General features: G+C 59.4%; 23 protein-coding genes and 1 pseudogene. 21 read left to right on the forward strand and 3 right to left on the reverse strand.

The annotated features are described in order from the left end of the window. Positions 1-159: 159 nt before the first annotated feature. Genes RS901_RS38645 through RS901_RS38710 form a run of 14 tightly spaced genes read left to right on the forward strand, consistent with a single transcriptional unit; the run spans position 160 to position 13,809 of the window. Positions 160-513 (forward strand): helix-turn-helix domain-containing protein, encoded by a 354-nt coding sequence (locus tag RS901_RS38645; protein WP_133098648.1) that lies wholly within the window; start codon positions 160-162, stop codon positions 511-513. Next, positions 510-1,199, forward strand: a complete 690-nt coding sequence (locus RS901_RS38650; protein ID WP_316157909.1) for a DotI/IcmL/TraM family protein — start codon at positions 510-512, stop codon at positions 1,197-1,199. Before RS901_RS38645 ends, RS901_RS38650 begins: the two co-directional genes overlap by 4 nt. A 9-nt stretch (positions 1,200-1,208) precedes the next feature. Continuing rightward, positions 1,209-1,475: a hypothetical protein gene (locus tag RS901_RS38655; protein WP_316157910.1), complete on the forward strand. Its 267-nt coding sequence runs from the start codon at positions 1,209-1,211 to the stop codon at positions 1,473-1,475. 1 nt (position 1,476) lies between these two features. After that, positions 1,477-2,430, forward strand: a complete 954-nt coding sequence (locus RS901_RS38660; protein ID WP_316157911.1) for a DotH/IcmK family type IV secretion protein — start codon at positions 1,477-1,479, stop codon at positions 2,428-2,430. Positions 2,431-2,432: 2 nt separating this feature from the next. Continuing rightward, entirely contained in the window at positions 2,433-3,590 is a 1,158-nt protein-coding gene (locus RS901_RS38665; protein WP_316157912.1) for a DotG/IcmE/VirB10 family protein, read from the forward strand. 57 nt (positions 3,591-3,647) lie between these two features. Next, on the forward strand, positions 3,648-4,577 hold the full coding sequence (locus RS901_RS38670) for a hypothetical protein (protein ID WP_316157913.1): 930 nt from the start codon (positions 3,648-3,650) through the stop codon (positions 4,575-4,577). Further along, positions 4,577-5,107 (forward strand): conjugal transfer protein TraQ, encoded by a 531-nt coding sequence (gene traQ, locus RS901_RS38675; RefSeq protein ID WP_316157914.1) that lies wholly within the window; start codon positions 4,577-4,579, stop codon positions 5,105-5,107. The genes RS901_RS38670 and traQ overlap by 1 nt, the downstream gene beginning before the upstream one ends. A gap of 24 nt (positions 5,108-5,131) precedes the next feature. Then, positions 5,132-5,683, forward strand: a complete 552-nt coding sequence (locus tag RS901_RS38680) for a hypothetical protein (protein WP_316157915.1) — start codon at positions 5,132-5,134, stop codon at positions 5,681-5,683. A gap of 16 nt (positions 5,684-5,699) precedes the next feature. Beyond that, the gene (locus RS901_RS38685; protein WP_316157916.1) at positions 5,700-6,476 is read left to right on the forward strand and encodes a hypothetical protein; all 777 of its coding nucleotides are present in this window, start codon (positions 5,700-5,702) and stop codon (positions 6,474-6,476) included. Further along, the gene (locus tag RS901_RS38690) at positions 6,451-7,734 is read left to right on the forward strand and encodes a hypothetical protein (protein ID WP_316157917.1); all 1,284 of its coding nucleotides are present in this window, start codon (positions 6,451-6,453) and stop codon (positions 7,732-7,734) included. Before RS901_RS38685 ends, RS901_RS38690 begins: the two co-directional genes overlap by 26 nt. Further along, positions 7,715-7,972, forward strand: a complete 258-nt coding sequence (locus RS901_RS38695; protein ID WP_133098613.1) for a hypothetical protein — start codon at positions 7,715-7,717, stop codon at positions 7,970-7,972. The genes RS901_RS38690 and RS901_RS38695 overlap by 20 nt, the downstream gene beginning before the upstream one ends. Then, the gene (locus RS901_RS38700) at positions 7,969-11,037 is read left to right on the forward strand and encodes a hypothetical protein (protein WP_316157918.1); all 3,069 of its coding nucleotides are present in this window, start codon (positions 7,969-7,971) and stop codon (positions 11,035-11,037) included. The genes RS901_RS38695 and RS901_RS38700 overlap by 4 nt, the downstream gene beginning before the upstream one ends. Continuing rightward, positions 11,034-11,531, forward strand: a complete 498-nt coding sequence (locus tag RS901_RS38705) for a hypothetical protein (protein ID WP_316157919.1) — start codon at positions 11,034-11,036, stop codon at positions 11,529-11,531. Before RS901_RS38700 ends, RS901_RS38705 begins: the two co-directional genes overlap by 4 nt. A 46-nt stretch (positions 11,532-11,577) precedes the next feature. Continuing rightward, positions 11,578-13,809 carry a DotA/TraY family protein gene (locus tag RS901_RS38710; protein ID WP_316157920.1) on the forward strand — a complete coding sequence of 744 codons (2,232 nt, stop codon included), beginning with the start codon at positions 11,578-11,580 and terminating at the stop codon, positions 13,807-13,809. 261 nt (positions 13,810-14,070) lie between these two features. Here RS901_RS38710 and RS901_RS38715 read toward each other — a convergent pair whose 3' ends face one another. Next, positions 14,071-14,346 carry a hypothetical protein gene (locus RS901_RS38715; RefSeq protein ID WP_316157921.1) on the reverse strand — a complete coding sequence of 92 codons (276 nt, stop codon included), beginning with the start codon at positions 14,344-14,346 and terminating at the stop codon, positions 14,071-14,073. 1,323 nt (positions 14,347-15,669) lie between these two features. Here RS901_RS38715 and RS901_RS38720 point away from each other — a divergent pair. Beyond that, positions 15,670-16,359: a DUF2971 domain-containing protein gene (locus RS901_RS38720; RefSeq protein ID WP_316157922.1), complete on the forward strand. Its 690-nt coding sequence runs from the start codon at positions 15,670-15,672 to the stop codon at positions 16,357-16,359. 1,355 nt (positions 16,360-17,714) lie between these two features. Then, on the forward strand, positions 17,715-17,987 hold the full coding sequence (locus tag RS901_RS38725; protein WP_316157923.1) for a hypothetical protein: 273 nt from the start codon (positions 17,715-17,717) through the stop codon (positions 17,985-17,987). A 447-nt stretch (positions 17,988-18,434) separates the two neighbouring features. On the opposite strand, the gene RS901_RS38730 is transcribed toward RS901_RS38725, so the two are convergent. Together RS901_RS38730 and RS901_RS38735 are read right to left on the reverse strand one after the other, a co-directional pair. Next, positions 18,435-19,570 (reverse strand): IS3 family transposase gene (locus tag RS901_RS38730; RefSeq protein ID WP_316157924.1). Its coding sequence is split into 2 segments (ribosomal slippage): positions 18,435-19,306 and positions 19,306-19,570, totalling 1,137 coding nucleotides; the frame shifts between segments, so codons are not numbered across the junction. A 144-nt stretch (positions 19,571-19,714) separates the two neighbouring features. Then, complete coding sequence (locus RS901_RS38735; RefSeq protein ID WP_316157925.1) at positions 19,715-19,900, reverse strand: hypothetical protein; 186 nt, start codon at positions 19,898-19,900, stop codon at positions 19,715-19,717. Between the two features lie 77 nt (positions 19,901-19,977). Here RS901_RS38735 and RS901_RS38740 point away from each other — a divergent pair, with 77 nt between their 5' ends. The 5 genes and pseudogenes from RS901_RS38740 to RS901_RS38760 all read left to right on the forward strand — a co-directional run. Beyond that, on the forward strand, positions 19,978-20,727 hold the full coding sequence (locus RS901_RS38740) for an SDR family NAD(P)-dependent oxidoreductase (protein WP_316157926.1): 750 nt from the start codon (positions 19,978-19,980) through the stop codon (positions 20,725-20,727). 73 nt (positions 20,728-20,800) lie between these two features. Next, on the forward strand, positions 20,801-22,132 hold the full coding sequence (locus RS901_RS38745; protein WP_316157927.1) for an MFS transporter: 1,332 nt from the start codon (positions 20,801-20,803) through the stop codon (positions 22,130-22,132). Positions 22,133-22,159: 27 nt separating this feature from the next. Further along, the gene (locus tag RS901_RS38750) at positions 22,160-23,005 is read left to right on the forward strand and encodes a transketolase (protein WP_316157928.1); all 846 of its coding nucleotides are present in this window, start codon (positions 22,160-22,162) and stop codon (positions 23,003-23,005) included. Next, positions 23,002-24,009 carry a transketolase family protein gene (locus tag RS901_RS38755; protein WP_316157929.1) on the forward strand — a complete coding sequence of 336 codons (1,008 nt, stop codon included), beginning with the start codon at positions 23,002-23,004 and terminating at the stop codon, positions 24,007-24,009. Before RS901_RS38750 ends, RS901_RS38755 begins: the two co-directional genes overlap by 4 nt. A 510-nt stretch (positions 24,010-24,519) precedes the next feature. Beyond that, positions 24,520-25,031, forward strand: a pseudogene (locus RS901_RS38760) (aspartate-alanine antiporter); the annotation flags it as partial. Positions 25,032-25,050 lie beyond the last annotated feature (19 nt).

Consider the following 25,050-nt stretch of genomic DNA (forward strand, 5'->3'; position numbering starts at 1 on the left):
TCACATTCATCGCTAAAACCGGGAGGGAAGTGCAATAACAAGCACACAGAATGGCCGGGTCGCGGGTTCTTTTCTTGTCAGTGAATGTTCTTGACAGTCAAAATCCGGGCGCGGTTTAATTGCGTACCATTTACACGATACATAATTACGCCAGTTCAAATGCCCGCTTCCGAAAGACCGCTGACGGCACTCAAGGCCATCCGCCTGGCGCGCAATCTCAGCCCAGACAAGCTATGCGAGGCCGCTGGGATTTCCCGTTCGTACTTCACCCGCCTAGAACAAGGTGGCGTACCCACGCCTGAGGTCGCGGCAAGCCTCGCACGCATTCTCAACTCGGGGACCTGTGGTCGCGACAGGGAAGGAGCGCCGAGTGAACAGAAGACCAAGCTGCTTGCCTCTTGCAAGCAGCTGTTAGAGCGCATGGGCGGGGTGTACATGATCGTGTCGGAGATCCACCTGCTTTATCCGGAGCGCTTCTCCGAACGCCTGCCAGAGAAGGACACCGCCGAATGACGTCGCCCAAACAGAAGCAATCGCCCGCCGCGGGCCCGGCCATGAATACGGACCCGATCATGCGAACGCTGGCCTCGTCCGGCTTCTACAAATCCAGTTTCGGTCGCCTTCTCCAAAGCAACCTCATCGTCGGCTGCGCCCTGGTCGGCTCTGTGGCACTGAACATCACCCAGTTCGTGACGCGTCCCGCCCCGGTCCTGGTGGGCATGACAGAAGCCGGTCGACTCATCCAGATCGTGCCGCTGTCGAAGCCGTTCGTCAGCAGCGAAGCTGTTCTCCAGAAAGTCCAGAAGACCGCAACGGGCGCGTTCTCACTGGATTTCGATGACACCAATCTCAAGGCAAAACTGGTTGCATTGCGCTCTCAATTCACCCGCGACGGCTACGCGTCGTTGATGGCGCAGTACGACACGTCCGGCCTCATCGAAAAAATTCGCACACGCCGCCTGGTGACATCCGCTGTCGCCACCGGAGCAGGCGTCATCGCCAATGAGTATGAAGCGCGGGATGGCTTGTACACATGGGAAACCGAGATGCCGATTGCCATCACCATCACCGGCCAGAGTGAGCGCAAGACCTACGAATGCCTGGTCAAGCAAACGGTCAAGCGCCTTCCGGTCGAAGACAACCCGGCAGGTATTGCGACGCAGTCCCTGCGGCTCAGCTGCAACACAAAAATCAACTAGGTTGAAGTCATGCCACAAGAAGCAGAAGAATTCTCCTTGCCGACGTCGCTGGATATCGTCCAGCAAGCGACTTGTGGGGAGCACGGTCATCCTCTCAGCACAGCCATGCAAACCGACTGGGCAATCCAACTCGACCTCATCGACGTTTTTGCGGCACCGAGGGACACCCTGATCGAGCTGCAGCAGAGTGCACCGTCGAAGCGGTGTCACGACTGGCTGCAAGGCATCATCGATACCCGGTCCATGGTCGCCGCAGTAACTGGAGTGCCGTTCTGACATGCACCTATCCCTTCCGCGGCTCTATGCGCTGCTGATCCTGTCGATCTCGACCGCCTGCGGCCAAGCCGCCGCGCAAGGCAGTCCTGGTGAACCGAACAAGGCCGGAGCGCCGTCGTCCACCGCTGCGGTGGACGACGCGAATGCGCCGCGCGCACTGCCGCCCCTCAAGCCGCCTCCGGTCGGCTCGGCTAACTTCAACAGCGCGGTGGATACGATCTCGCCGCTCACGAGCACCGAGATCCTGGACCTGCGTAAGCGGGTCGACAGTGCACGACGCGCTGCTTCCACCTATCCAGGTGTACCACCGAAGCCTGTCATCTCGACTACGACCGTGGATCTATCCCCGGGATCCACTCCGCCGATTGTCCGTGTGAGCAATCAAGGGGCAGCTGTTTCCATGGTCGACATCACAGGGGCCCCGTGGGACATCCTCGAAGTCAACAACCTCGGCAAACGGTACTTCGAAGTCAAGCAGCCGGCAAAGGACGTACCCACCATTACGATCACTGCGCTGGGTGATTACGTGGAAGGCAACGTCGCCATCTTTCTGAAGGGCCTCTCGATCCCGGTAATGCTTCGCATGGTCGCTGGCCAGCGAGAGACTGACTACCGCCTGGATCTCCGTATCCCGCGGCGCGGTCCCAATGCAATCGATCCCATTGCCGGAACGCCTTCGATCAATCTGCCGGCGAACTATCTGCAGACGCTGCTCGACGGCACTGACACACCGAACGCGAAGCCGATTCGCGTTGAGAACGCACCTCCGGGCACGCGCGCCTGGATGGTTGGTGGAAACGTGGTTTTGCGCACGACCCTCTTCCTGAATAACCCCGCCTATCAGGCAACGATTGCGGCAGCGGACGGTACTCGGGTCTACGAGTTGGCCCCGACGCCCGTTGCCACCCTTAGCGAGAACGGCTCTCTGCGCAACGTCTACCTCGAGCTGGAATGACCATGTCGGAACGAAAGAAGCTGCATCCTGGATTTAAAAAGAACGCCAAGGTAGCCATGATCGTGGCAGGCGTTGCCGCCGCTGGGGTAGGCATTGCTTACATGGCTGTAAATAGCCGCTCATCCCAAGGGGCCACCGTCGAAGTTCCGACGATAGACACCCATGGAGGGAAGAAGACCGAGGAGACTCCGAACTACTCGCGCGCGCTCAACCGCGCAAACGACAAGAATTTCCAGCAGGCCGAACAGGCGGACGGCACTTTCATTCCCACGCTTTCGGATAACAGCGGCAAGACGACTGCCCTTGAAGATGAGCTTGCTCAGCGCGCGAAAACCAGTCCCCCGACTCCACCGCGTGATATTGCGCGACCGAACCAGCCGACCCCCGCGGGTGATCCCCAGCAACAAGCTCAAATCACCTCGACGGGCCTGGGGGACCAGCTGCAGGGGCTGCGTGCGGTGTGGACCCGCGAAGAGTCTTCGCAGCTGATTCTCAACATCGCGGCACAAGGCAGCGACACCCGCAGCTCGGCAGCTACTGCGGCGAGCGGGGCTGCGACGACTGCCGCAGCAGCAAATAGCACCACGGGACGTGATGCCACTCCATATATCCGTGGCCTGGACCAGATTCCGGCGATCTATCAGAACAGTATCGATACGGACGCACCATCTGATGTCCTCGCCCGTGTCGAGACCGGCAAGTACGCGGGCAGCCTGTTCTACGGCACCGCACGTCTATCTAACGAGGTGATCGTTACCGACTTCACCAAGATGAAGACCCCATCCGGCGAAATGATCACCATTTCGGCAGTGGCCCTGGACGAGGAAGAGTTGCGGACCGCGCAACCAGCTGATGTCGATCACCGCTACGTGCAGCGTATTGGCGTCCCTGCATTGCTGGGCGCGCTGAGCGCAGCTGGTTCGGTTTACCAGAATGCTGGCTCCATCGTTCAGCAGACACCGCTTGGCGGCGTAACGACAACGACGAACCCAAATCCGAGCGGCAAGCAACTCGCCGGCGCAGCTACTTCTGCGGGCCTGCAGGCTACCCAGCAGGTCATCCAGCAGGAGAACGCATCGATCCCGCCGCGTCGCGGCAGAATCAAGCGTGGCGTTCCGATCATGGTGCTCTTCAAGGCGGACGCATACTTGAAGGAGTAGGGTTCACGCGCCGGCTGTGTTACGTATAATTGTATTGATACGCACTATGGGCAACCCATGACCCAGACAAACCACTTTGACGCCCACCTCGACACCAACGAGCACGAGGATCCGAATCACGACGCGTCCGAGGTTGACGTGACCGATGTTGCGACTTCGGACAAGCCCAAGCGAAAGCTGCCAACAAACTACCTCCTCTATGGTGCAGTTGCCGTAGCCGTGCTTGGCTTCTGGGGCTTTAAGAAGATGTCGAAGCCTTCCAGTCCCGCTGAGATCGCCGCCAGCGCACCGATGAGCGACGGCGGGATGATGGGGGCGTCGGGTACACAGCGTCCCGCGGCGGAATCGTTCGCGCCCGTCCAACCTGCGCCGCAGGGCTTTGCTCGCAGCCAGCCTGCAGAACAGCTCGCAGAAAAACCACCAGAACAGCCCGCAAGCAACAACAACGGGCCGACGTCGGCAATCGAGTTGCCCGCTTCTAACGCCATCGCGGGCGGCACCACCGCCGCGTCGATGGCGGCGAACGACGCCTTGCCCGCAGGCGCGATCCCGAGCACCAAGGCCAGCACGGTGGAAAGCGGGCGCAAAGAGAGCACCGATTCCGCCATCCTGGAGCAGCTGAAAGCGCAGACGGCGCAGCTGGAGGACATGGGAAAGCGACTTTCCGCCCTCGAAACCCGACGTGTTGAAGGCAAGGCCGAGTCGAAGCCCGTCCGCGCAAGCAAGCCACTATCTGCCGAAGACCGCGCCCGAGAGAAATCCGCAGGTGTGGTGCGCGTGAAAGCAAGCCGTTCGCGCTCCTCCGCCAAAGAGGAAGTGCAACTGGGCTACAAGATCAAGCAAGTCATCCCCGGCCAGGCCTGGCTCGAAGACGACTCCGGCAAGCAGTATGTAAAGGCCAAAGGTGACAAGCTCGGCGGTAGTGAGATCGTTGAGATCGACGCAGACAAATACATCGTCCGCACGACAGCCGGGATCATCCGCTAATGGACCTCACAACCATCGTCACCCAGATCGGCGCGACGATTGTCGAATTCCAGTCGCTTGCCGCTGCCGCGGCCTACGGGGTAGGCCTCTGGTATATCGCCAAGGCGATCAACAGGGGCATGAAAGCATCCAGCCACCCGGGCGGTGGCGAAACGTCGGGTGCGGCGATTTTCACGACGCTCCTGGTTGGCGCGATCTTGCTCAACCTCACCAGCACCATGGGCGACCTATGGGAAACCGTGACGGGCGAGCGCGGTGCAGGGTTCGGGATGGTTTCCTATTCCGGCGCGAGCGCTGCCGGTGTGTTTGCACCGGCCATCAATGCGATCTTCACCATCGTCTCGACCTTCGGATGGTGGTACGGATTCAAGGGCCTGACCATGTTCAAGAAAGCATCGGAGGGACACGGTAGCGGCGGATACGAAGACTATGCCTGGAAAGGATTCATCCATGCCATCGGCGGAGCGGCGATGGTCAACATCGCCAGCACCGTGGATGCGTTCAAAGAAACCGTTGGCTTGACCTTTTAACCAATCCCCCTGATGGAGATCAACATGAAACACTGGATCAACGCGGCTCACATCGCCGTACAGACCCACAGCCGCGCCGTGAAATTCGGCACGGCGATGGCAATCATTTTCGGCGGTCTGCTGTACCGCAATCCCTCGCTGGCGTGCACGCTGCTGCTATCTACGGCGATCTGCCTGTACGTCATGCTCTCATCGGGCAAGACGCTGCGCCTCGAAGCTGGCAGCATCGCCGCAATCGCCGCTGCTTCCGTCACGCTGTCGATGCTGCTGTCGCCTGACGTCGCGCACGCGGCGGGCGGCATTGCTGGATGGGCTCGGTCCATTAAGGCACAGCTTGGCGACGTCTACGACCTGATGATCTATGGCTCGTATGGCGGCGGCATGATCGGGCTGATCACCAGCGTGGTGAATGGCAAGAAGAAGTCGAACGGCGACCAGAGCATCAAGACCGCCAGCATCTACGGTAACGGGCTCGGCGGCGTGGCCCTTATGATGCTTGGCTACCTGGCGGACTCTCTTGCCGAGTCGGTCGGTGGTAGTTCCGGCCAGATGAACCGGATGCCGGGCGGCCTCTAAGAAGGGAGTCGCGGGGATGACGGAGAACACCGCAAACATGGGTGACGGCCTGGCAGACAACGCTCCGGCAGGCGTCACATGGGAGGCGGCGACCGAGGGGATGCCACCTCCTTCTGAGACGCTCGGCTCGAACTTTGCCGTGCGGCGCTATGTGCCGCTTGTGTTCTCCGTCAAGCGCCAGCTCTGGCGCAAGCATGACGACGCCATGGAAGCCGCTGATGCGGAGTACCGCACAAAGCGGGAATCCCGATTACAGAAGGGCAACTACCAGTGCGTCTTCTGCGGCTTTCGCTCGAAGCACACCGAGATCCATCACAAGAACGACAACCACGCAGACAACCGCGGCGAGAACCTGATCGTCGCGGATCCGCTTTGCCATGGCACGCAGCATATCGGCCAGGTGGGATCAAAGCGGCATGGGTTGATGATCGAGATGGCAGGCTTACCGCAGGCCGAGCTGAATCACCTGCAGCGAACGATTGCCGTGGCTCTGGAGATCGGCACCGAGGAAGAAAAACGGGAAGCGTCAGCGCTTCTCCAACACCTCGCCAGTCGCGGGGAACTGGTCGTCAAGGTATGGGGCAGCGCTAATCCATCCGACTTTGCGAATGCAATGCTCGAACTGAAGGACCACGAGATGGAAAAACGGGAGAGCGCGTTCACCGGCCTCGGCTTGCTCTATCGACCTTCTCGCTTTGTCGAGTACATCGGTCGCTGGGTAGACGAGCTGTACAAATCGCTCCCCACAAACACCTGGCAGCGTATCTATGACCGTGCAGTCGGCAACCGGTAGAGGGGAGGGGCCAACCACTGACGCGGACAACGAAATCGTCATCCCTGAGGTGGGCGTCCTCCTATACGACAACCCCAACGAGTGCACCTCCGGGCACGCCTCTGTCAATGGCTCACCGGCGACCCATGTTCGCCTGCATTCCGACCTCGCCAACAACGTCATCTGGGTGACGAATGGCGCGTGGAGTCAATTTATGGTGCAAGGACACCGGAACGTCCACAACCTGCGGGGCTCCGACTTCTTTCGTACCAACATCACTCAGATCGGCGCGGATTTAGGCCTGGACATGAACACCACAAACTCGGCTCAGGTCGCGCCAACAATCAGTCTCATCGCATCGCGGACATTCAAGCTCCTCGCCGAATGCTATGAGTGGAAGCCGAACGAAATCGCTAATGCGGAGAAGCTCCACCAGAACATCAAGTCACGCTTCCCGCGCGATGTGAATCTGAACAACCCAGCACTGGAGCGCGGGCTGCAGGCGGCATATCAGACCGACTCTGCCACATCCAAAGCGGACTTCATCGCAGACTCAGTGTTTCTCACGCTGCGCATGAACCGCCTCGCCCATGCCAAACGCGTCCTGTCTTGCCCAGTACCGGAAGACGCCTGGGAATACATTCCAGGCGTGGCCCTTCCCAGCAGTCACCGGGAACGACTCGCGTTCTGCCTTTCACATGAGCATCCCGTGCTCGCTGAGGTGCTGGTGGACATGTCTCGGGCCGACTCGCAATATGCGGCACTGTCAGCGTTCGGCCAAAAGGCAAGCAGTCGCATGGTCCTGCGTGAATGGGTATCGCACCCGGAGTTGCTATGGCTCTCCCGCTTCGCGCCCGTGGAGATTAAGTCGGTCTTCCGGTCTTCGCGCTATGTGGCCCTCCCTGAGCGAACGCAGTTGCCTGTGGCCCTGACCTCGGATCCCTTGCTGGAACTGTCCTACTCGGCAGGCTTGCTTGCTGAGAACCACTGGATGAGTCTCGCAAGCGACGAGTACAACAAGATCACCAAGAGAAAGCTGCTTTCCTCTCGCGCAGTTTGGCTGCGCGCCGCAGATAGGGCCTTGTGCTTCGCTCTGGCGAAGAAGGCTGTCGACAGGGGCTTCGTGGTAACGGGGTACGGCACGGGCGCGGTCCGCGTTCGCATCCAGCGCTCCGAGTTGTTCCAGGCACTGGAGTTCGCCATCGAAAACCAGCTGGTCGCGCCGAATTTCAGCCGCATCATTCACGCAGGAGATGCCGATGCAGCCGCAGCAGCATGACGCTCCCATCAACCTGGAGGAGCTGAGCGAGATCCTGTGCGCCGTCGCAATCCGCGCTGGTAATTTCGTCAGCCTAGACGTACTCGCGACCATGTCGCCTCTGCAACGCGTCATGCACGCGGTGAAGATGGCGAATGACGCTTTGAGTATCGACCCCGTCGTTGCCAAAGTGCTCAGCGAAACCCAAGCAGCCCCCGTACTGAAGATCGAATTCATGAAGAGAAGGAACGCACAATGAGCAGGGCTCTCGCGACAAATGTAGTAGAAGGCGTGGAGTCGATCCTCGCATGGCTCGCCAGTTTCGGACTCGGCGCAGATCTTCCGTCGTATTGCCACCTCGAATCCGCCATCGGTCTTGACGAGGATGACCCCCGTACCATCGCAGCGCGAGCGAAGAACCCTGAAGGGGTAAAGCCGTACATTCTGCTGACGCGCGAATGTTCCATGCTGACGGCCTTCGAGTTGACTGGCAGCATGGACGTGGTCGGCGAAGCAGAATTCGAGACCATCACATCCAAGGTCCACGACGCCCTGGCCTCATACTTCCAGCGCCCCGGGCATAGTATCGAGATCACGTTCGAGCGCGACCCGGCACTCATGCGGGCCCACGTCGACAAGATGATGGAGCCGGCCTATGCCACGGCCAGGCGTCTGGGACTCGATGGCTTGCGCGACGTCCTCGATGACCGCTGCGCCCGCGTTGCCGCCCTGTGTCAACACGAGTCTTGCCTGCTCCTCGTCTATACGCATCTGTCGTCCATGTCGTCAGACGAACTCAAACGAGAGATGGCTGACCATCGCCAGCGTATCAAGGACAACAACATCCCCGCGGCAAGGTACGCACAATCGCCGACTGCGCTGATCAAAGGCCTGCTTCACACGCACGAAACGATCATTGAAGCCATTGAAGAGGACCTCCGCTCTGCAAAGATGCACATCGGTCGCCTCTCGACCCATCATGCCCTGCGCGAGATCCGCCGCACCTTTGATCGTCGGAACACCAGCCTGGATTGGAAGGCTGCATTGCCCGGCGACCGCTACACACCGCGTGCTTCGTCGCGCAAGAATGACGCCTCCAATCTTCTGCTTCCCAAGCTGTCTCAACAGTTGTGCAAGTCGAAAGCCGACACGGACGGCGAGTTCGTCGTCATCAACGGCCAGTACCACGGTTACTGCTTCATGGAGTTGGGTCCGCAAGATCCTCGCGACTTCATGATGCTGTTCCGGCGCATGGGCGACCAGCTCCCATGGCGAGTGAAGTGGACCATCGAGCCGGGTGGGATCGACTCCATGGCCATGAAGAAAACCATCGTGGATATCACGGCATTCTTGAGTTCGACTAATGCCGCTATCAAGCGCTCGTTCGACGCCCTGCAGGATGCCCGTGAAAACGGCGAGCACGACATCACCGTGAAGATCTGTGCATCCACATGGGCGAACAGCAAGGCTGACTGCCAGCGGCAAGTTTCTTCCATTGCGAAGGCGCTGGAAGGGTGGGGTATCACGCAAGTGACCACCGATGCCGGTGATCCAATTCAGGGCCTTGTCTCCACACTGCCGGGTTTCAGCGAGAAGAACATCGCTCCCCGGATGGTTGCGCTCCTGAGCGACGTGGTCCGGATGCTGCCGTGGCAGCGTCCGGCATCGCCCTGGTTCGAAGGCGGTTCGATCCCCCTCCGCTCGCTGGATGGCAAGCTCTACCCCTACCAACCGACGTCGTCAAAGCAGACCGCATGGATCGATCTGATCTGGGCAACCATGGGGTCCGGTAAGTCGGTGTGGCTCAATACCCTGAACCTCGGATCGATCCTCTCGCCCGGGTTGAAGCGTATCCCGCTGATCACCATTATCGACGTAGGTCCGAGTTCCGCTGGGCTTATCGACCTTCTGCAAAGCGCACTGCCCGAAGACCGGAAACACGAGGCAATCTACTTGCGTCTGCGCAACACCGACGAGTTTGCGATCAATCCGTTCGACACCCAACTCGGTTGTCGATACCCGACGCAGTTCGAGCGTGAATTCCAGATCGCGATGATCAGCATGCTCGCTACGCCAGCAGGACACACTGACCCGCCTGAAAGCGCCCCCGAGCTGGCAGCGATGATGATCGATGAGGCATATAAGCTGTATGCCTCGCCGGGATCGATGAAGCGTTACGACGCCATGACAGACGAGGCGGTTGATCAGGCCTTGGCCGAGGTCCGCGTGGCGACCGACGACAAGACGACCTGGTGGGAAGTCACGGATGCCCTGATGACCGCGGGCAGGCCGCGTGAAGCGCGCCTGGCGCAACGATTCGCTGTGCCCGTTCTCTCCGATCTCATTGACGTCGTCCGCAGCGCTCCGATTCGCTCGATTTTCTCGCCGAGCGAGGATTCCCAGGCCCGTACCGCGTCCGGCCTGACGCTGATCGACAAGATGTCCCAGGTACTAACGACCGCGCTGCGCGACTTCCGCATCATTTCGAGCCATAGCCGATTTGAGATCAACGAGAACTCGCGGGTTGTGGCGCTGGACCTGGACGAGGTGGCACGGGGCGGCGGCGAAGACGGGGAACGTCGCGCCGGCATCATGTTTGTCTTCGCCCGACAAATCGCGGCCCGCCAGTATTACTTGTCCGAAGAGATCCTCAAGCTCTGCCCGCCGCTGTATCAGCGCTATCACCAGGAGCGTATCGAGGAAATCCGAGATCAGATGAAAGGCCTGTGCGTCGATGAGCTGCACCGCACTGGCGGCAAAAAGGCTTTCCGGAAGCTGCTTTCACTGGACCGTCGGGAAGGACGTAAGTGGGGCATTCGCGTTTCGCTCGCCTCCCAGTTCATGACCGATTTCAACACAGACGGAGAGTCGATCACGGAATCCGCATTTTCCGTTTACATCATGAACGCTGGCACCAGCGACACACAGAAGGCTGCGCAGGATCTGTTTGGTCTATCGGACTCGGCCATTGAGCGGTTGAAGCGCGATGTGCATGGCCCCGGCAAGTTCCTGGTATGGCACCAGGTCAAGTCAGGCGTCGTCACCCAGGTGCTGCACAATGCGCCGGGTTCGATTGAGCTGTGGGCCTTCTCCACGACACCGAAAGACACGGCTCTGCGCCGACGGCTGTACCGTCACATGAAACCGGCCACTGCGCGCAAGATTCTTTCCAAGGCGTTTCCAGCCGGAACCGCCGAAGCGTATCTGGAGCAGCGCGAGAAGGAACTGACTGAGAGCGAGTCAGATGGCGTCATCGACATTGTGGCCAGCGAGCTGATGGCCAAGTACCAGGCAGATATTCAGGCGGAAAGGATGGAAGCATGAGCGAAGGCAAGAAGCCGGGCGTCTGGCGCAGGGTCGGGAGGGCGGTGAATCCCTTTTCGCCTGTTGTCTCGATGAAGAAGACGATGAGCAGCGGCTGGCAAACGATTCAGGAGCTGCAGGCCGAACTGGCGAACCAGCGTCGCAACCCACGGGTGCGCACCTTCCGCGAGGCCATGTCGGCGCGCCCCGCTGATGCCGTGCCGCTGGAGGATATCCAGCGCGGCTGCTTAACGAATCGGCGCATTGCGCTCGCCTTCGGCTTCCTGGCCCTCGTGTACACGGTCGCGAGTCTGGTACCAGGAAATCTGTTCGGGGCGTTGACCGGCCTGCTGTTCACCATTCTCTGCGTGATTCTCGCGACGCGATACTCGCACCGGTCGTGGCAGATCGACATGGGGCAGGCGTCTCCCGATGAACCGCTTCCCGGTGTTCTTGACTTTCTGCATAGCAAGGGCCTCGCGCGGAAAGTATTGGATCCGAAGCTGTTCGATTAGGCGTATTCTTCCGTATCGTAATCCTTATACATAACAGAGGCATGTGATGAGCCTTTTCTCGCGTGCGCTGGTCCGAACAGCCAGCATATTCGCTGTCCTTCTGGTCAGCTCGGCGTCAATTGCACAGACGTCTGTAGGGGAGATCCAGAACGCAGCCAATCGATCTGGCGACAAGTCCATGGCGCTACTCGAGATGGTATTCGGCAGCATTGTTCGGAACCCTCTCTCGGCCTCGGGTGGTGCTGGGGGCGGGATGCTTGCGAACATGTTCCTCGTCATCACGTCTTGCATCCTGGCTGTTGGCGTGATCTGGGCGATCTACCATTTCGCTACCAGCATGATCGCCACCGGCCAGGACGGCGAGTTCCTGGGACAAAAGAAGTCGTCACCATGGTTCATGATTCGCATGGTGATCGGCTTCTGCTCCCTGGTTCCGATCTTCGGCGGCTACTGCGGTGCGCAGGTCGTCATGCTCTGGGGCACGATGATGGGCGTAGGGGTTGCGAACCTCACGCAGGACGCTACCATCGCGGTGCTCAAGTCAGGCGGATCCATGGTCGCAACGCCTGCTTCCCCAGCTTCCAATACGCTCGCCCAGTCACTGTTTGAAGCGAATCTCTGTGGTGAGTCGGTGAATATTGCCATTGCACAGATGCCAGCCGAGGGCGGGGTAAGTGCTGATGCCGCGGAGCGATTCGCACCTTCGATCTCTAGCAAGAGCATCAATATTGTGAATGGCCGGGGGCAGTCGTGCGGCGGCGCGAAGCTGGAGTTGCCCCAACCAGTAGCCATGTCGGCTGGGGCGGAAAGCATTGCCGGCTATGGGCTCGACGCCTCGATCCTATTCAGCCCTATGCAGGCCGCCCATGAGTCCGGTCTGTCCGCGATGCAGTCGACCCTAAGCGGGCTGGCTCAGCAGTATGCGAGCGCGGTGAACAATGGCAGTTCTCCACCGGACGTGAGCGGCGCACTCAGCTCGGCGGCACAGGCTTACGAGAACACCATTCGCCAGGCCATCGCCGGCTCGCGTGGCTCCATTGATGCGCTAACCAGTCGTATCGAGCAGAACCTCAAGCGTGACGGCTGGATCATGACCGGGGCCTGGTACCAGACCTTCGCTCAAGCAAACGCGCAAGCCACTGCTTTGGCAAACGCTACGGCGTCCGGCGTGGCCGGCACAGATCCGAACAACCTGGCTTACCCGCAGCTGTATCGGAAGGTCTTGACCGCATATCAGCAGCAGCGAGCAATGGATGGGTCCAATGCCTCAACAAGCGCGAACGCCGTCGCCGCATTGAAGACGGGATCCACGGACGCGAAAGGCTTTGTCGCCAGCATCTTCAGCGGGCAAGAATGGGTCAAGGCCGCCATCAACCTGAATGGGAACAATGGTGGGGGCGGAGCTACTAACCCGATGATCGGGATGAAGAATCTGGGCGACTCTATCCTGATGGGTGGATGGGTGGCGCTGGGAACTTATACAGCCATCAAAGGCGGTTTCGCGGCCTCAGATTCGACCCTCGGGAAGGCCGTAACAGCCGTAGTAGACGTGGTCACGTTTGGAGCGGCGGGCACTCTCAAGAAAGCCGCAGGAGGCGTCCTCGAAGCCTTGGGGCCCTTCATCATTGTCGCGCTCCTTTCGCTGTTCTTCTTTGGCGCGATGCTGTCTATCTATATCCCGATGGTGCCGTTCATCATCTGGTTTGGTGGCGTCACGTCATGGTATGCCGTGGTCGGAGAGGCTCTAATCGCGTCACCCCTCTGGGGCATTACGCATCTGGATGGTGATGGCGAAGGTCTCGGGCAGCGGTCGACGCATGGCTATATCTTCCTGCTGAATGTCCTCTTTCGGCCCGCTCTGATGATGATCGGCTTCGCCCTCGGCGGGGCAGGCGTCATTGTGCTGGGAACGCTGCTAAACACGATGTTTGGCGTCGCCATGGCCAACGCACAGTTCGATAGTACGACAGGCTTGGTAAGCATCATTGGCTTCATCGCGCTATACATTTCGCTATGCCTGGGACTTATCCACGGATGCTTCAACCTGATCCATGTCGTCCCCGACCAGGTGTTCTCGTGGGTTGGTGGGCACATGGCTGGACATCTCGGTCGCGATACAGATGATAGAGCGAAGCAAGTCTTTGTCGGTGGCCTGGCAACAGGTAAGGATGCCGCGCGGAATTCGATAGGAGCTATGGGTCGTCCGCCTCGGGCTGCGCCTGGTCCGAAGCCGCCGAAAGTCTCGACTGAGGCATCGTCTAAACCACCATCGTACTGATTCTTATCCATTCCCAATGGCTCGCAAATGCGAGCCATTTTTTGTCCCGTAAGACGCGCGCCCGCGACGAAGCAGCAGCCGAGATCCGGCACACTTATCCCCGATGCCTGGTGTGTCGTGGCCCCCTCCTGGCCTGTCATGCATAGGCCATTTCATATCAGCGTCGACGCCGCGTGATATCTCAGGTGAGCAAGCCAAGAGGCCCGAAACAAAATGGCGAGCCATCGGCTCGCCATTCCTTTCCTCAGTTGGATGCGCGCGTCAGGACGCTTTACGTCCTTCCATAGCCTCGTAGTACGCCGCATCACCAAGAGCCTGACGATTTTTCTGCACCAGGAGGTAGTTGCGGGGGTCTACCCGTGCCAGTTCGGCCAGCGCGGCGTCTTTGACAGCGCCGACGGCCTTCTCGCGAGCTTGGGCTTCACGAAGCTGTTGCTCGAGCCGGTGCGCGTAGGCAGCCCATTCATCGACAGCTTGCGCGTTGGCGTTCGCGACTCGTGCATTTGCCCTCGCTTGCCCCATGAACAGCATGTCCATCGCCATTTTTCGCCTCGCCGTGTATACGTTGAGGTCAATATATCGGACGTAGAGGCGACCACGCAAGCTGATTTAGCGCCCAGCCGGCTCAGCACTGCGAGGCAGCGGTCGCCGACTCCTTGAGTCGAAACCTGGCTCGGCTGGACGTCCATCCTATGCTGACTGCAGTAGTTGGTCAGAGCCGTATATCTATCTGGTCATCGGGGCCGGGGAAACTGTGGGCAGCCGCCGACCGGTGGGGAAGTGCTGGGCAACCCGAAGGGTTGTCCAGCGCTTCCCCACGGGGAACCGCGCAGCGGTTAGGCGGGAACCCGCGAAGCGGGCTGTCCATAGTTTCGTCGGGCAAGTCCCGCTCGAAAGGTTTTCCACAGCGATGAGCAGGTTAACTACAGGTGAGATATAGGTAAACCATAAAGGCAAAAATACAGGCACTACAGGGTATACCTGCCAAGCCGCCACCAGCTTGGATTTGTGGCTAGTTGGCGCGACCAATTCACCTCAGAATCGCGACCATTTCACCCACGCAGCGCGACTATTTCACCCCAACGCCTGCGACCATTTCACCTCAAATAGCGCGACCATTTCACCCAGGATAACTTTGATTATCCACAGGCTTTATCCACATAATTGAGCGCGACCATTTCACCCCACTGTCGTCTGCCACCACAACGTGGAGTCGAAGTCCTTTTGCCTCAACGACTTACCAAAACTCTTGCCATCTCACCCGGCAGCCGTTCGCCACAAGGTCCCAGAGTTCTCCCATTGTTTGCCAAATCGTCCCAGAGTGCTCGAAGCCACATGACCGGCACGCTACCGATGGGGGGCACAGGTAGAGCGCAGTCGTGCGAAAATCCGCGAAGTGGAAAACGCCCCAATGTGGGCATGCTAGAGGGCGAAAAGAAGACGCGATCAAGCGCCCACACCAGCATGTCGCCGCGATGCAGGAAGAGTTCGGGCGTGGAGGGCGCCCGCATCCGGCCAATTCGGGGCCGCAGCTTGATACTATCTCGAAATCCCAGCAAGGAACGGGCACCCCGTACTACTCGCGGCTTCCTTTACGGTGCAGGCATATAACGAGCGGTCACTATTAGTCCCGAAACGCCCCTACGAAAGCAGGGGTTAGGTTCTCGCCATTTGACCGTTAACATTTTGCTTCGACCACCGGAATCCGGCGACATACATTCTGGTGGCCCCAGGGCCCATTGCAAAGCTCTAGGGTACTGGTCGTGCTAGACATGCCCGCAAGCCAATAGAGTCTCTGCACTGGCAAAAACTTCTTCCGCATGGAATCCGACCCGCCTGGAATAGACTCTGAGAGGACAAATGCGCCTGTACTACATGACGAGCGAGCGCTGGGGATCATCTGACCTTGCTCGCAAGCATCTAAAGTTTTCACGGTTCGACGACCTCAATGATCCATTCGAGCTGCTAAGCGCGCACCTCGGGGAGCGGTCAGCGCGTCGTTTCTATAACAGTTTGAGGCGCGCCGTTGCCGAACGTTTCGGCGTGATTTGCTTTTCGGATAACTGGCGCAGCCCGGTTATGTGGGCACACTACGGGGACAAGCACAAAGGCTTATGCCTCGGCTTCGACGTCAAGGAAGCGGCCGAGGTTAAATATGAACCACAACGTCTGAGACACAAGCTTGATCAGACGCAGACTGGTGTTCGCGTGTCGGCAGAACTGGCCAAGATCGCCATGACGACGAAGTTTGATGAGTGGAGCTATGAACGAGAGTGGCGGGTCTTCAAGGAATTGACAGCACAGCACCCCGACGGAAACTATTATCAGGAGTTTGGCGACTTCATACAGCTACGTGAGGTCATCATCGGTGCTCGCTGCAAGCTAACAGCAATCGATATTTCCAAGCTTGTCGGCGATGTTGAGCAGTCCGTGACCGTTATCAAGGCACGCCCAGCCTTCCAACGATTCGAGGTTACCCGCCAGGTACGGGTTAAACCATTTGTCATTGACAAGCACATGCTTAAGCAATCAGCCAATGCTCGACGTTAGGGAGCATAAGTGTTGGCATCCTAGCCAAGCCGTTGCCTTAAAATGCTTGCTCCGATGCGCCAGCTGGAACATCAGCCGGTTTGCGATGTCGCTTGCCGTCCTGCTGTTCGCCAAAGCGGTACGGATTGTGCCGACCGCGCCAGAGACAAGCATCCCGGCAACCAAAGCTAGGCCAGACCTGTGCGTTAATCACGCTCCGCGGCCAGCGGCAGGTTCTGCGCGGCGTATTTCCCGTGGAGCCGGCGGCGTAGCGGACCGTGCGAGAGCCTCTGTGCGGTACCGCACAGAGGCTCTCGCCATCCGACAAACGCACCATGCCTAACGCCCCCAGACGCCAATCCGCCTCCGATTGCCGGGAAGTCGCAGCCAATACCCGTCCCATACTGGCTTCGTCTCGGGACTGCGGCGGCCATGGCCGCCTACCAGGTCCGTCTGGAGCTGCGCTCTGCACATATGTGTGATGGCCGACGGTTTGCCACTGTGATCCGCTGCTTTGCGCATGATTACAGCCGGCTGGCCATATCATCGGTTCGCTTGCCACACTAAGCCGCCTATACCGGTCAGCCAAGATCGCTAAATACCTGAAAGGAAACAACTTTGGCTCTGAGCGCGATGGCAAAGCTCTCGGATCATATGGCAAACGACACTTTTGCAACGCGACCATTTCACCTCGCGCTGGGAGCGGGGCGCGACCAATTCACCCCATCTCTTGTATGTGCTGCATGAGGCTCTCTTTGATGGGGCGCGACCAAATCACCTCACGCTGTGGGTCGATGCGCGACCAAATCACCCCGCAGTGAAAGCCTTCTGGTCTGGGAAGGGCGCCTGCTTGCCACAGCTTCGCGCACCTGGCAACCGTTCGCCACAAGATCTGAGAGTCTTCGGATCGTTTGCCAATTGGTCACAGATTCTCAGAGATCATGTTCCGCTACAGGGTTGATCGCGCGCGAGGGTGATCAGTTGAAAAAGGGCGATCAAAGCGGGCCCGTGCCCTACCGAAGGGGGGTGCACAGGTAGCGCGGAGCCGTGCGGAAATCTGCAGCACAACAATAGGGAATGACGATGCAAAGAAATATTTCCGTGGCACTCGCCTCAAGTTGCGCCATGCTGGCTGCGTGCCAAAGCGTTTCTGACGTGGTACCGGCTGGTGGCGGCACCTACATGGTGGGGTCTGAAGTTCGAGGAGGCTTCTCTTCATGGGCCGAAGTCAGGGCACTCACACTAAATCGCGCCAACGAGTATTGCGGCAGCCAAGGCAAGGAAATGGAGGCCGTGGACAGCAAGACGAGGGGGGCGCGGGGTTGGACACCCCAAGAGGCTGAACTCACCTTCCGTTGCGTGGAGGCGAAGAGATCATGAAGCGCGTAGTCCTACCCTTCCTTATTGCGCTGATTACAGGGTGCGCCAGCACAGGCGTCGTGCCGATGGACGGCGATACCTATTCCATTGCAAAGAGAAGCGCTCAAGTTGGCTTCGGGCCGGCTGACGGCGCCAAGGCTGACATCTATAAGGAAGCGAACGAGTTTTGCGCGCGCGAGGGAAAGAAGGTCAAGACTGTGGACCTTCAAACAACAAACTCCGGCTTCGCGAGGCCAGCAAGCGCATCGCTTCAGTTCCGCTGCATGTGAGCGGCGAATCAGAGGAAAACGCCTCTTGTGGGGCATCTGGGAGTTGCAAGTTATGGGTGAAGCAAAACGGCGCGGTAGCCGGAGCCAGCGGGTGGCTGCGGCATCCTCAGCAAATCCCAGTCCGGAAGCCATGCGAGAAAGCATGGGTTTTCCGGAATCCTGCAGGTTCGTTGGCTATGTCGTGCACCTACCCGACAGCGATGAGTTCCTGGCTGGTGCCAGCGAGCCACAGCCTGGCGCCGCCCTTTACCAGTACGACTTGTAAAGAAAACGCCCCCGCGTGATGGGAGGAAAGCTAACGTGGACGAACCGCAAAACGAGCGCAAGCAGGATTCGGGCTGGCGGGCCAGCGCAAAACGGCTGGAGAATCAGCCGCCTCCCAGAGAGGTGGCTTCGTTTGTTCGGACAGGGATCCGGGATTTTTAAGTGGAAGCGCTGGGGCGGTGGTTATGCTGCCAATGGGATTGCAGGCAGTGTCGCGAAGTATGCCTCATCCGGGGTCTGGTCTTCCAGACTCGAATGGGGCCGATTTTGGTTATACCAGGTCAGGTAGGCGGCAATCGAGCGCCGCGCGTGGCTGACCGAGTCGTAGGCTTTCAGGTAGACCTCCTCGTATTTGACGCTGCGCCACAGGCGCTCGACGAACACGTTGTCGCGCCAACTGCCTTTGCCGTCCATCGACAGATCAATGCCGCGGCTGAGCACAGTATCGGTGAAGTCGGCCGCAGTGAACTGGCTACCCTGGTCGGTGTTGACGATCTCCGGCTTGCCGTATTTCGCGAAGGCCTCTTCCAGCGCCTCGACTGCATGGCAGCTCCCCAGCGTGATCGCCACCCGGTGGGCCAGTACTTTGCGGCTGGCCCAGTCCACCACCGCCGTTAGGTACACGAAGCCCCGCGCCATCGGGATGTAGGTCGTGTCCAGTGCCCACACCTGGTTGGCCCGATCGATCTTGCGGTCGCGCAGCAGGTACGGCCAGATCTTGTGCGCTGTGTGCTTGCGGCTTGTGTTCGGCCGGCGGTATAGCGCCTCGATGCCCATGCGCTTCATCAGCGTACTCACGTGCCGGCGGCCGACCTGAATGCCCTCCCGACGCAACAGGCGGGCCAGCATGCGTGCGCCCGCAAACGGATGCTCCAGGTGCAGTTCATCGATTCGGCGCATCAGCTTCAGATCTGCCTCGCTGACCGGCTTCGGCTTGTAATACGCGCTCGACCGGGCGATGCCCACCAACTTGACCTGCCGGCTCACCGGCAATGCGTGCATGCGGTCGATCATCGCTTTCCGCTCAGCAACCCCGCTTTGCTGAGCGCGCCTTCCAAAAAATCATTCTCCAGTGTCAACTGGCCGATCTTGGCGTGCAGCGCCTTCAGGTCCACTGGTGGCTCGCTTGCCACCGTCTTGCCGCCACCGAATAACTCGACCGCGTGTTCGACCAACTGCTGCTTCCAGTCCGTAATCTGGCTGGGATGCACGTCGTACTGCTGGGCCAGCTCTGCCAGCGTCTTGTCGCCCTTGAGCGCCGCCAGCGCGACCTTCGCTTTGAAGGCGGCCGAGTGGGTGCGCCTGCTTCGTTTCGTCATCTTCTGGGTCCTTTCTGCCAGCCATTATGGCCGACTCAGGCCCCAGCTCTTCCACTTATCCGACTGTCCGAATTCCCGGCGCCACCTCTGGCGTCGGTGATGCTTCAAAAGGGGACGTTAGTACCCGTGTTCGAAGAACAATACTCAGTGGAAGTTGTCAGCCATCACGTGGTCTATCCAGCCCAAAATGCCGAATTGCCACGGATTCAGCGCTTCCTGACCTGGCTTGATCGAGAGGTCAACCGGCGCCAGGAGGGTGCGGACTAATGCGGGTTTTCCCTCATCTCGACAACCCTCGATAACTGAAAATTTCTCAGCAATAGTTGACATCGAATGCATTGATTGGAAGCGCCGCAGAGACAAAACTCGACCCATCAACACACCACGCATAACCAAGGAGACATGAGATGCTGGTCGAGAACAAAGTAGTCATCGTCACGGGCGCAGCTTCGCCTCGTGGTATCGGCAAAGCGACTGCCCGGGCGCTGGCGGAACAAGGTGCAAGGGTCGTCATCGTTGACCTGCAACTCGACGCCGCCCAGGCGGCGGCTGACGAATTGGGTGAGGGCCATCTGGGACTGCGCTGCGACGTCACGGACAAGGCGTCATGCGAAGCCGCCGCGCAAGCCACCATCGCACGCTATGGCCGCATTGACGGTCTCATCAACAACGCCGGCATCACGCAGCCGATCCGCACACTTGATATCGGTGCCGCCAATTTTGATGCGGTTGTCGACGTGAACCTCCGCGGCACGCTTTACATGTCACAGGCGGTACTACCGCAAATGAAGGAACAGAAGGGCGGGAGCATTGTCTGCATGTCGTCGGTTTCCGCGCAACGCGGCGGCGGCATCTTCGGCGGTCCACACTATAGCGCGGCGAAGGCCGGCGTTCTCGGGCTGGCAAAAGCCATGGCCCGGGAATTTGGCAGCGATCGTATCCGCGTGAACTCGGTTACCCCGGGACTGATTCAAACCGACATTACGGGCGACAAGCTGACCCCCGAAATGCGCACGGACATCATCAAGGGCATTCCGCTTGGACGCCTTGGCGATGCCGCCGACGTGGCTAACGCGTGCCTGTTCCTGGTCAGCGATCTTTCAACATACCTCACTGGCATCACGCTGGATGTGAACGGCGGCATGCTGATTCACTGATAGCGGCCCGAGGGCCGCCTTCCCACCATGTCAAAGCACCCGGGACCACCCGGGGCACCGGCAGGAGACATCCATGAAGACCAAATATGCAGCGTCGGCCGTAGGGCCCGGCGTGGTGACAAAACGCGCCGACGAAGCCACGTTCGAGTCTCGCACCTACGGCAAGGTGATGCGGCGACTGATTCCGTTCCTGATGCTGTGCTACCTGGGAGCGTACCTTGATCGTGTCAATGTGGGATTTGCCAAGCTGCAGATGCTGAACGATCTGCAGTTTAGCGAAACCATCTACGGCCTCGGCGCCGGCATTTTTTTCCTGGGCTACTTCATCTTCGAAGTGCCGAGCAACGTCATCTTGCACAAGGTAGGCGCACGCAATTGGCTGGCGCGCATCATGCTGACGTGGGCGGTCATCTCAGCGGGCTTCGCGCTTGTCAGCACGCCAACGCAGTTCTACGTACTGCGTTTCTTGCTCGGTGTTGCCGAGGCCGGCTTTGCGCCTGGTGTCATCCTTTACCTTACGTACTGGTTCCCGTCGGAGCGACGCGCCAAGGCATTGTCGATGTTCTTCATGGCGATTCCTTTGGCTGGCATCGTGGGCGGACCACTGTCGGGCTGGATCATGCATGCTTTCCATGGTGCGCATGACCTGGCCGGCTGGAAGTGGCTGTTCCTGATTGAGGCATTGCCTTCTCTGGTTCTCGGTATTGCCATTCTGTTCTACCTCGACAATGGAATTCAGGGCGCCAAATGGCTCACAGACCAGGAAAAGGCGCTGCTCCTTCGTAATGTGGAGGGCGACAATGCCCAGAAGGTTCAGCACGTTTCGATTCGTGCCTTCATGGCCGATCGACGCTTGTGGTTGATGGCTGCCATCTACTTCTGCGTGGTGCTGGGCCAGTATGGGTTGACGTTTTGGCTCCCGACAATCATCCGCAAAACTGGTGTCGCGGATCCGCTGTGGGTTGGCATTCTTACCGCCGTACCGTACCTGTGCGCCATTGTTGCACTGCCGCTGGTTGGCCTGTCGGCCGACCGTCGGCGGGAGCGTCGGCTTCACCTCGCAATTCCGATGCTGGTGGCTGCTATTGGCTTCGCCACGCTGCCAATGCTCGGCAGTGTCACCGCAGCCGTCATTTGCCTCTGCATTGCTGCTGCCGGAATCATGACCTCGTCATCACAGTTCTGGGCACTTCCTACGGCCGTGCTAGGTGGCATGTCCGCAGCAGCAGGTATCGCTGCGGTGAATTGCGTAGCAAACCTGGCTGGCTTCTTCTCACCCGCCATCGTGGGCTGGCTCAACGACTTCACTGGCAAGTCAACTGCGGGCCTGATCTTCATCTCGGCAACGGTCGTATTCGGCGCGCTGCTCGTATTCCTGGTGCCGGCGAAAGCTGTGAATCGCTGAGCCAACCACCATCAAACGGAGTCAATCATGAGTCGTACAAATCTTGAGGCGCCTGTCTCGCTGGCCGAACGCGCCTATCGTATCCGGCGCAACGCCATCCTGATGGGAGAAGTCCAGGGGCAAGGCTATGTAGGCCAAGCTCTAGATATCGCGGACGTGCTTGCCGTCGCCTACTTTGGTGCCATGAAGTACCGTCCGGAAGATCCTCAATGGGAGGGTCGGGATCGCTTCCTGCTTTCCAACGGTCATTACGCGATTGCGCTGTATGCCGCGCTGCTCGAGGCGGGCATTCTGCCTGCCGAAGAGCTCGAAACGTACGGGAGCGATGACAGTCGCTTGCCCATGTCGGGCATGGCTAGCTACACACCGGGCATGGAGATGTCCGGGGGGTCGCTCGGTCAAGGCCTCACGATAGCCGTGGGCCGTTGCCTGGGTCTGAAGCGCAAGAGCTCGGACGCGTTCGTCTACACCCTGTTTTCGGATGGAGAACTGGACGAAGGATCGATCTGGGAAGGCATCCTGTCAGCCAGCCACTGGAAGCTGGACAACCTGATCGCCATGGTTGACGTGAACAACCAGCAGGCCGACGGACCGTCGACGCAGATTCTGGCATTCGAGCCACTGGTTCCGAAGCTGGAGGCGTTTGGCTGGTATGTGCAGCGTGTGGACGGCAATGACATCGATGCGGTGGCGACGGCCTTCGACAACGCCCGCGCGCATAAGGAAGCGCAGCCGCGAATGATCATCTGCGACACGCGGATGGGCTGCGGTGTGCCGTTCCTTGAGCAACGCGAAAAGAATCACTTCATTCGGGTGGATGCGCACGAATGGCAACTGGCCTTGCAGGCCCTCGAAGATGGGAGAAAAGCATGAGCAGCAACACTCAATCGGGCAAGCCCCGCCTGAAGACCTCGGCCATGATTGCGTCGATCGCTGGCGAAGGGCAGACGACGCGGTCGGCGCCATTCGGTCACGCCTTGACGGCCCTGGCGGCCGAACGGCAGGACATCATCGGCATGACGGCTGACCTTGGCAAATACACCGACCTCCATATTTTTGCGAAGGCCTACCCTGATCGCTACTATCAAATGGGTATGGCGGAGCAACTGTTGATGGGAGCGGCTGCAGGCTTTGCGCATGAAGGTTCAGTTCCCTTCGTAACGACCTACGCAGTGTTTGCAACGCGTCGCGCTTACGACTTCATGCATCAGACGATTGCCGAGGACAACCTGAACGTCAAAATCGTCTGCGCGTTGCCGGGGTTGACGACAGGATATGGCCCCAGCCATCAGGCAGCGGAGGACTTGGCGCTGATGCGGGCGATGCCCAATATGACTGTCATCGATCCGTGCGACGCCATCGACATCGAGCAGATGGTTCCAGCCATTGCCGAACACAACGGCCCCGTCTATGCCCGTCTCCTGCGCGGCAACGTCCCTGTGGTACTGGACGAGTATGACTACAAGTTCGAACTCGGCAAGGCCAAGCTGCTCAGGGATGGTGCCGACGTACTGATCATCTCGTCCGGAATCATGACGATGCGCGCTTTGGAGGTAGCGAAGGAAATGGAGGCGGACCGTGTTGGCGTGGCCGTACTGCATGTCCCCACCATCAAGCCACTCGATACGGAGACCATCGTGCGCGAAGCGCGAAAGTCGGGCCGACTGGTGATTGTGGCGGAGAACCACACAGTCATTGGAGGCCTCGGAGAGGCGGTTGCTGGAACATTACTGCGTGCGGGCGCACATGTGCCTTTCAGGCAAGTGGCGCTGCCCGACGAGTTTCTGGATGCGGGCGCCCTCCCGACGCTCCATGACCGCTATGGCATTTCCACCAACGTAGTTGTTCAGTCGATCAAGAAGTGGCTTAGCGAGTAGAAGGGGACCCTAACGGGGCACCGGCAAGTGACGGTGCCCCGTATGCCGATATGGCTTTGAATTGGCGCGCCTCATTCAAGACCGTTGGGAAAATATTGCGTCGGACTTCGTGCAATCTCGTCAGGTCGCGAGTTCAATATTGCCCGTGTTCGAACGGCTGAAGTCCAATGCAACCCCGCCATTGAAACGCTGCCTCTGTGCGACCGTTCCTGGCCGATTGGGTGAGGTCGCCAACGGCCGCTTATTGGCACTCCAGTTCGCAAACCTGAATTTGGCCGACTGACCGGTTTGGAGAACGTTATGTGACCGGAGTGGGTCGACAGCAGCCGAAGGTGCTACTTCTGACGTTGGAAGCGGCACGGTCGGCGGCAGGAAGGTCAGAGTTAAGCGAACCGTCCTGCCGATAGTTCAGAGTTAGATGAACCACGAGTTCAAAGTTGTTTGGGCAACTTTGTCGCGAAGCCACAAACCACGGGCTTCACGGGTTCAAAGTTATATAAACGTCGACACTTGCTGGTGGGGACGCTGAGCCTGCATCTCGGCGGCATGAACATTTCGCTCGGCAGTGGCGGCGGGGCGCTGCTAAGCGGGCTGGTGTTCGGCTGGATCAATTCGAGAAGGCCGTCGCTGGGCACCTTCCCGCGTTCGGCGGTCCAGATCCTGAAGGATCTCGGACTGGCGGTATTTGTCGCCTGCGTAGGCCTGTCGGCCGGGCCGGATGCCATTTCCCTGATCCGGGAACACGGCGCCGTGCTGCCGCTGATCGGGCTGGCGGTGTCGCTCACGCCCGCGTGCCTGTCGTTGTGGATCGGGCACAAGCTTCTCAAGATCGAAGGCCCGCTGCTGGTTGGTGCGATTGCCGGACAGCATGTGAGCACCCCCGCGATCAGCGCCATCCTGGCGGCCAGCCAGAGTTCGGTTCGGTGCCGCTGCTTGGCTACACGATCACCTATGCCATCGCCAACGTACCGCTTCCGGTGTTGGGGCCGATCATTGTTTCGTTGGCACACAGGTTCACTTAGTTACCACATCGCTGCAACC

The sequence above is a fragment of the Cupriavidus sp. BIC8F genome (assembly GCF_032465815.1).
Lineage (GTDB): Bacteria > Pseudomonadota > Gammaproteobacteria > Burkholderiales > Burkholderiaceae > Cupriavidus > Cupriavidus necator.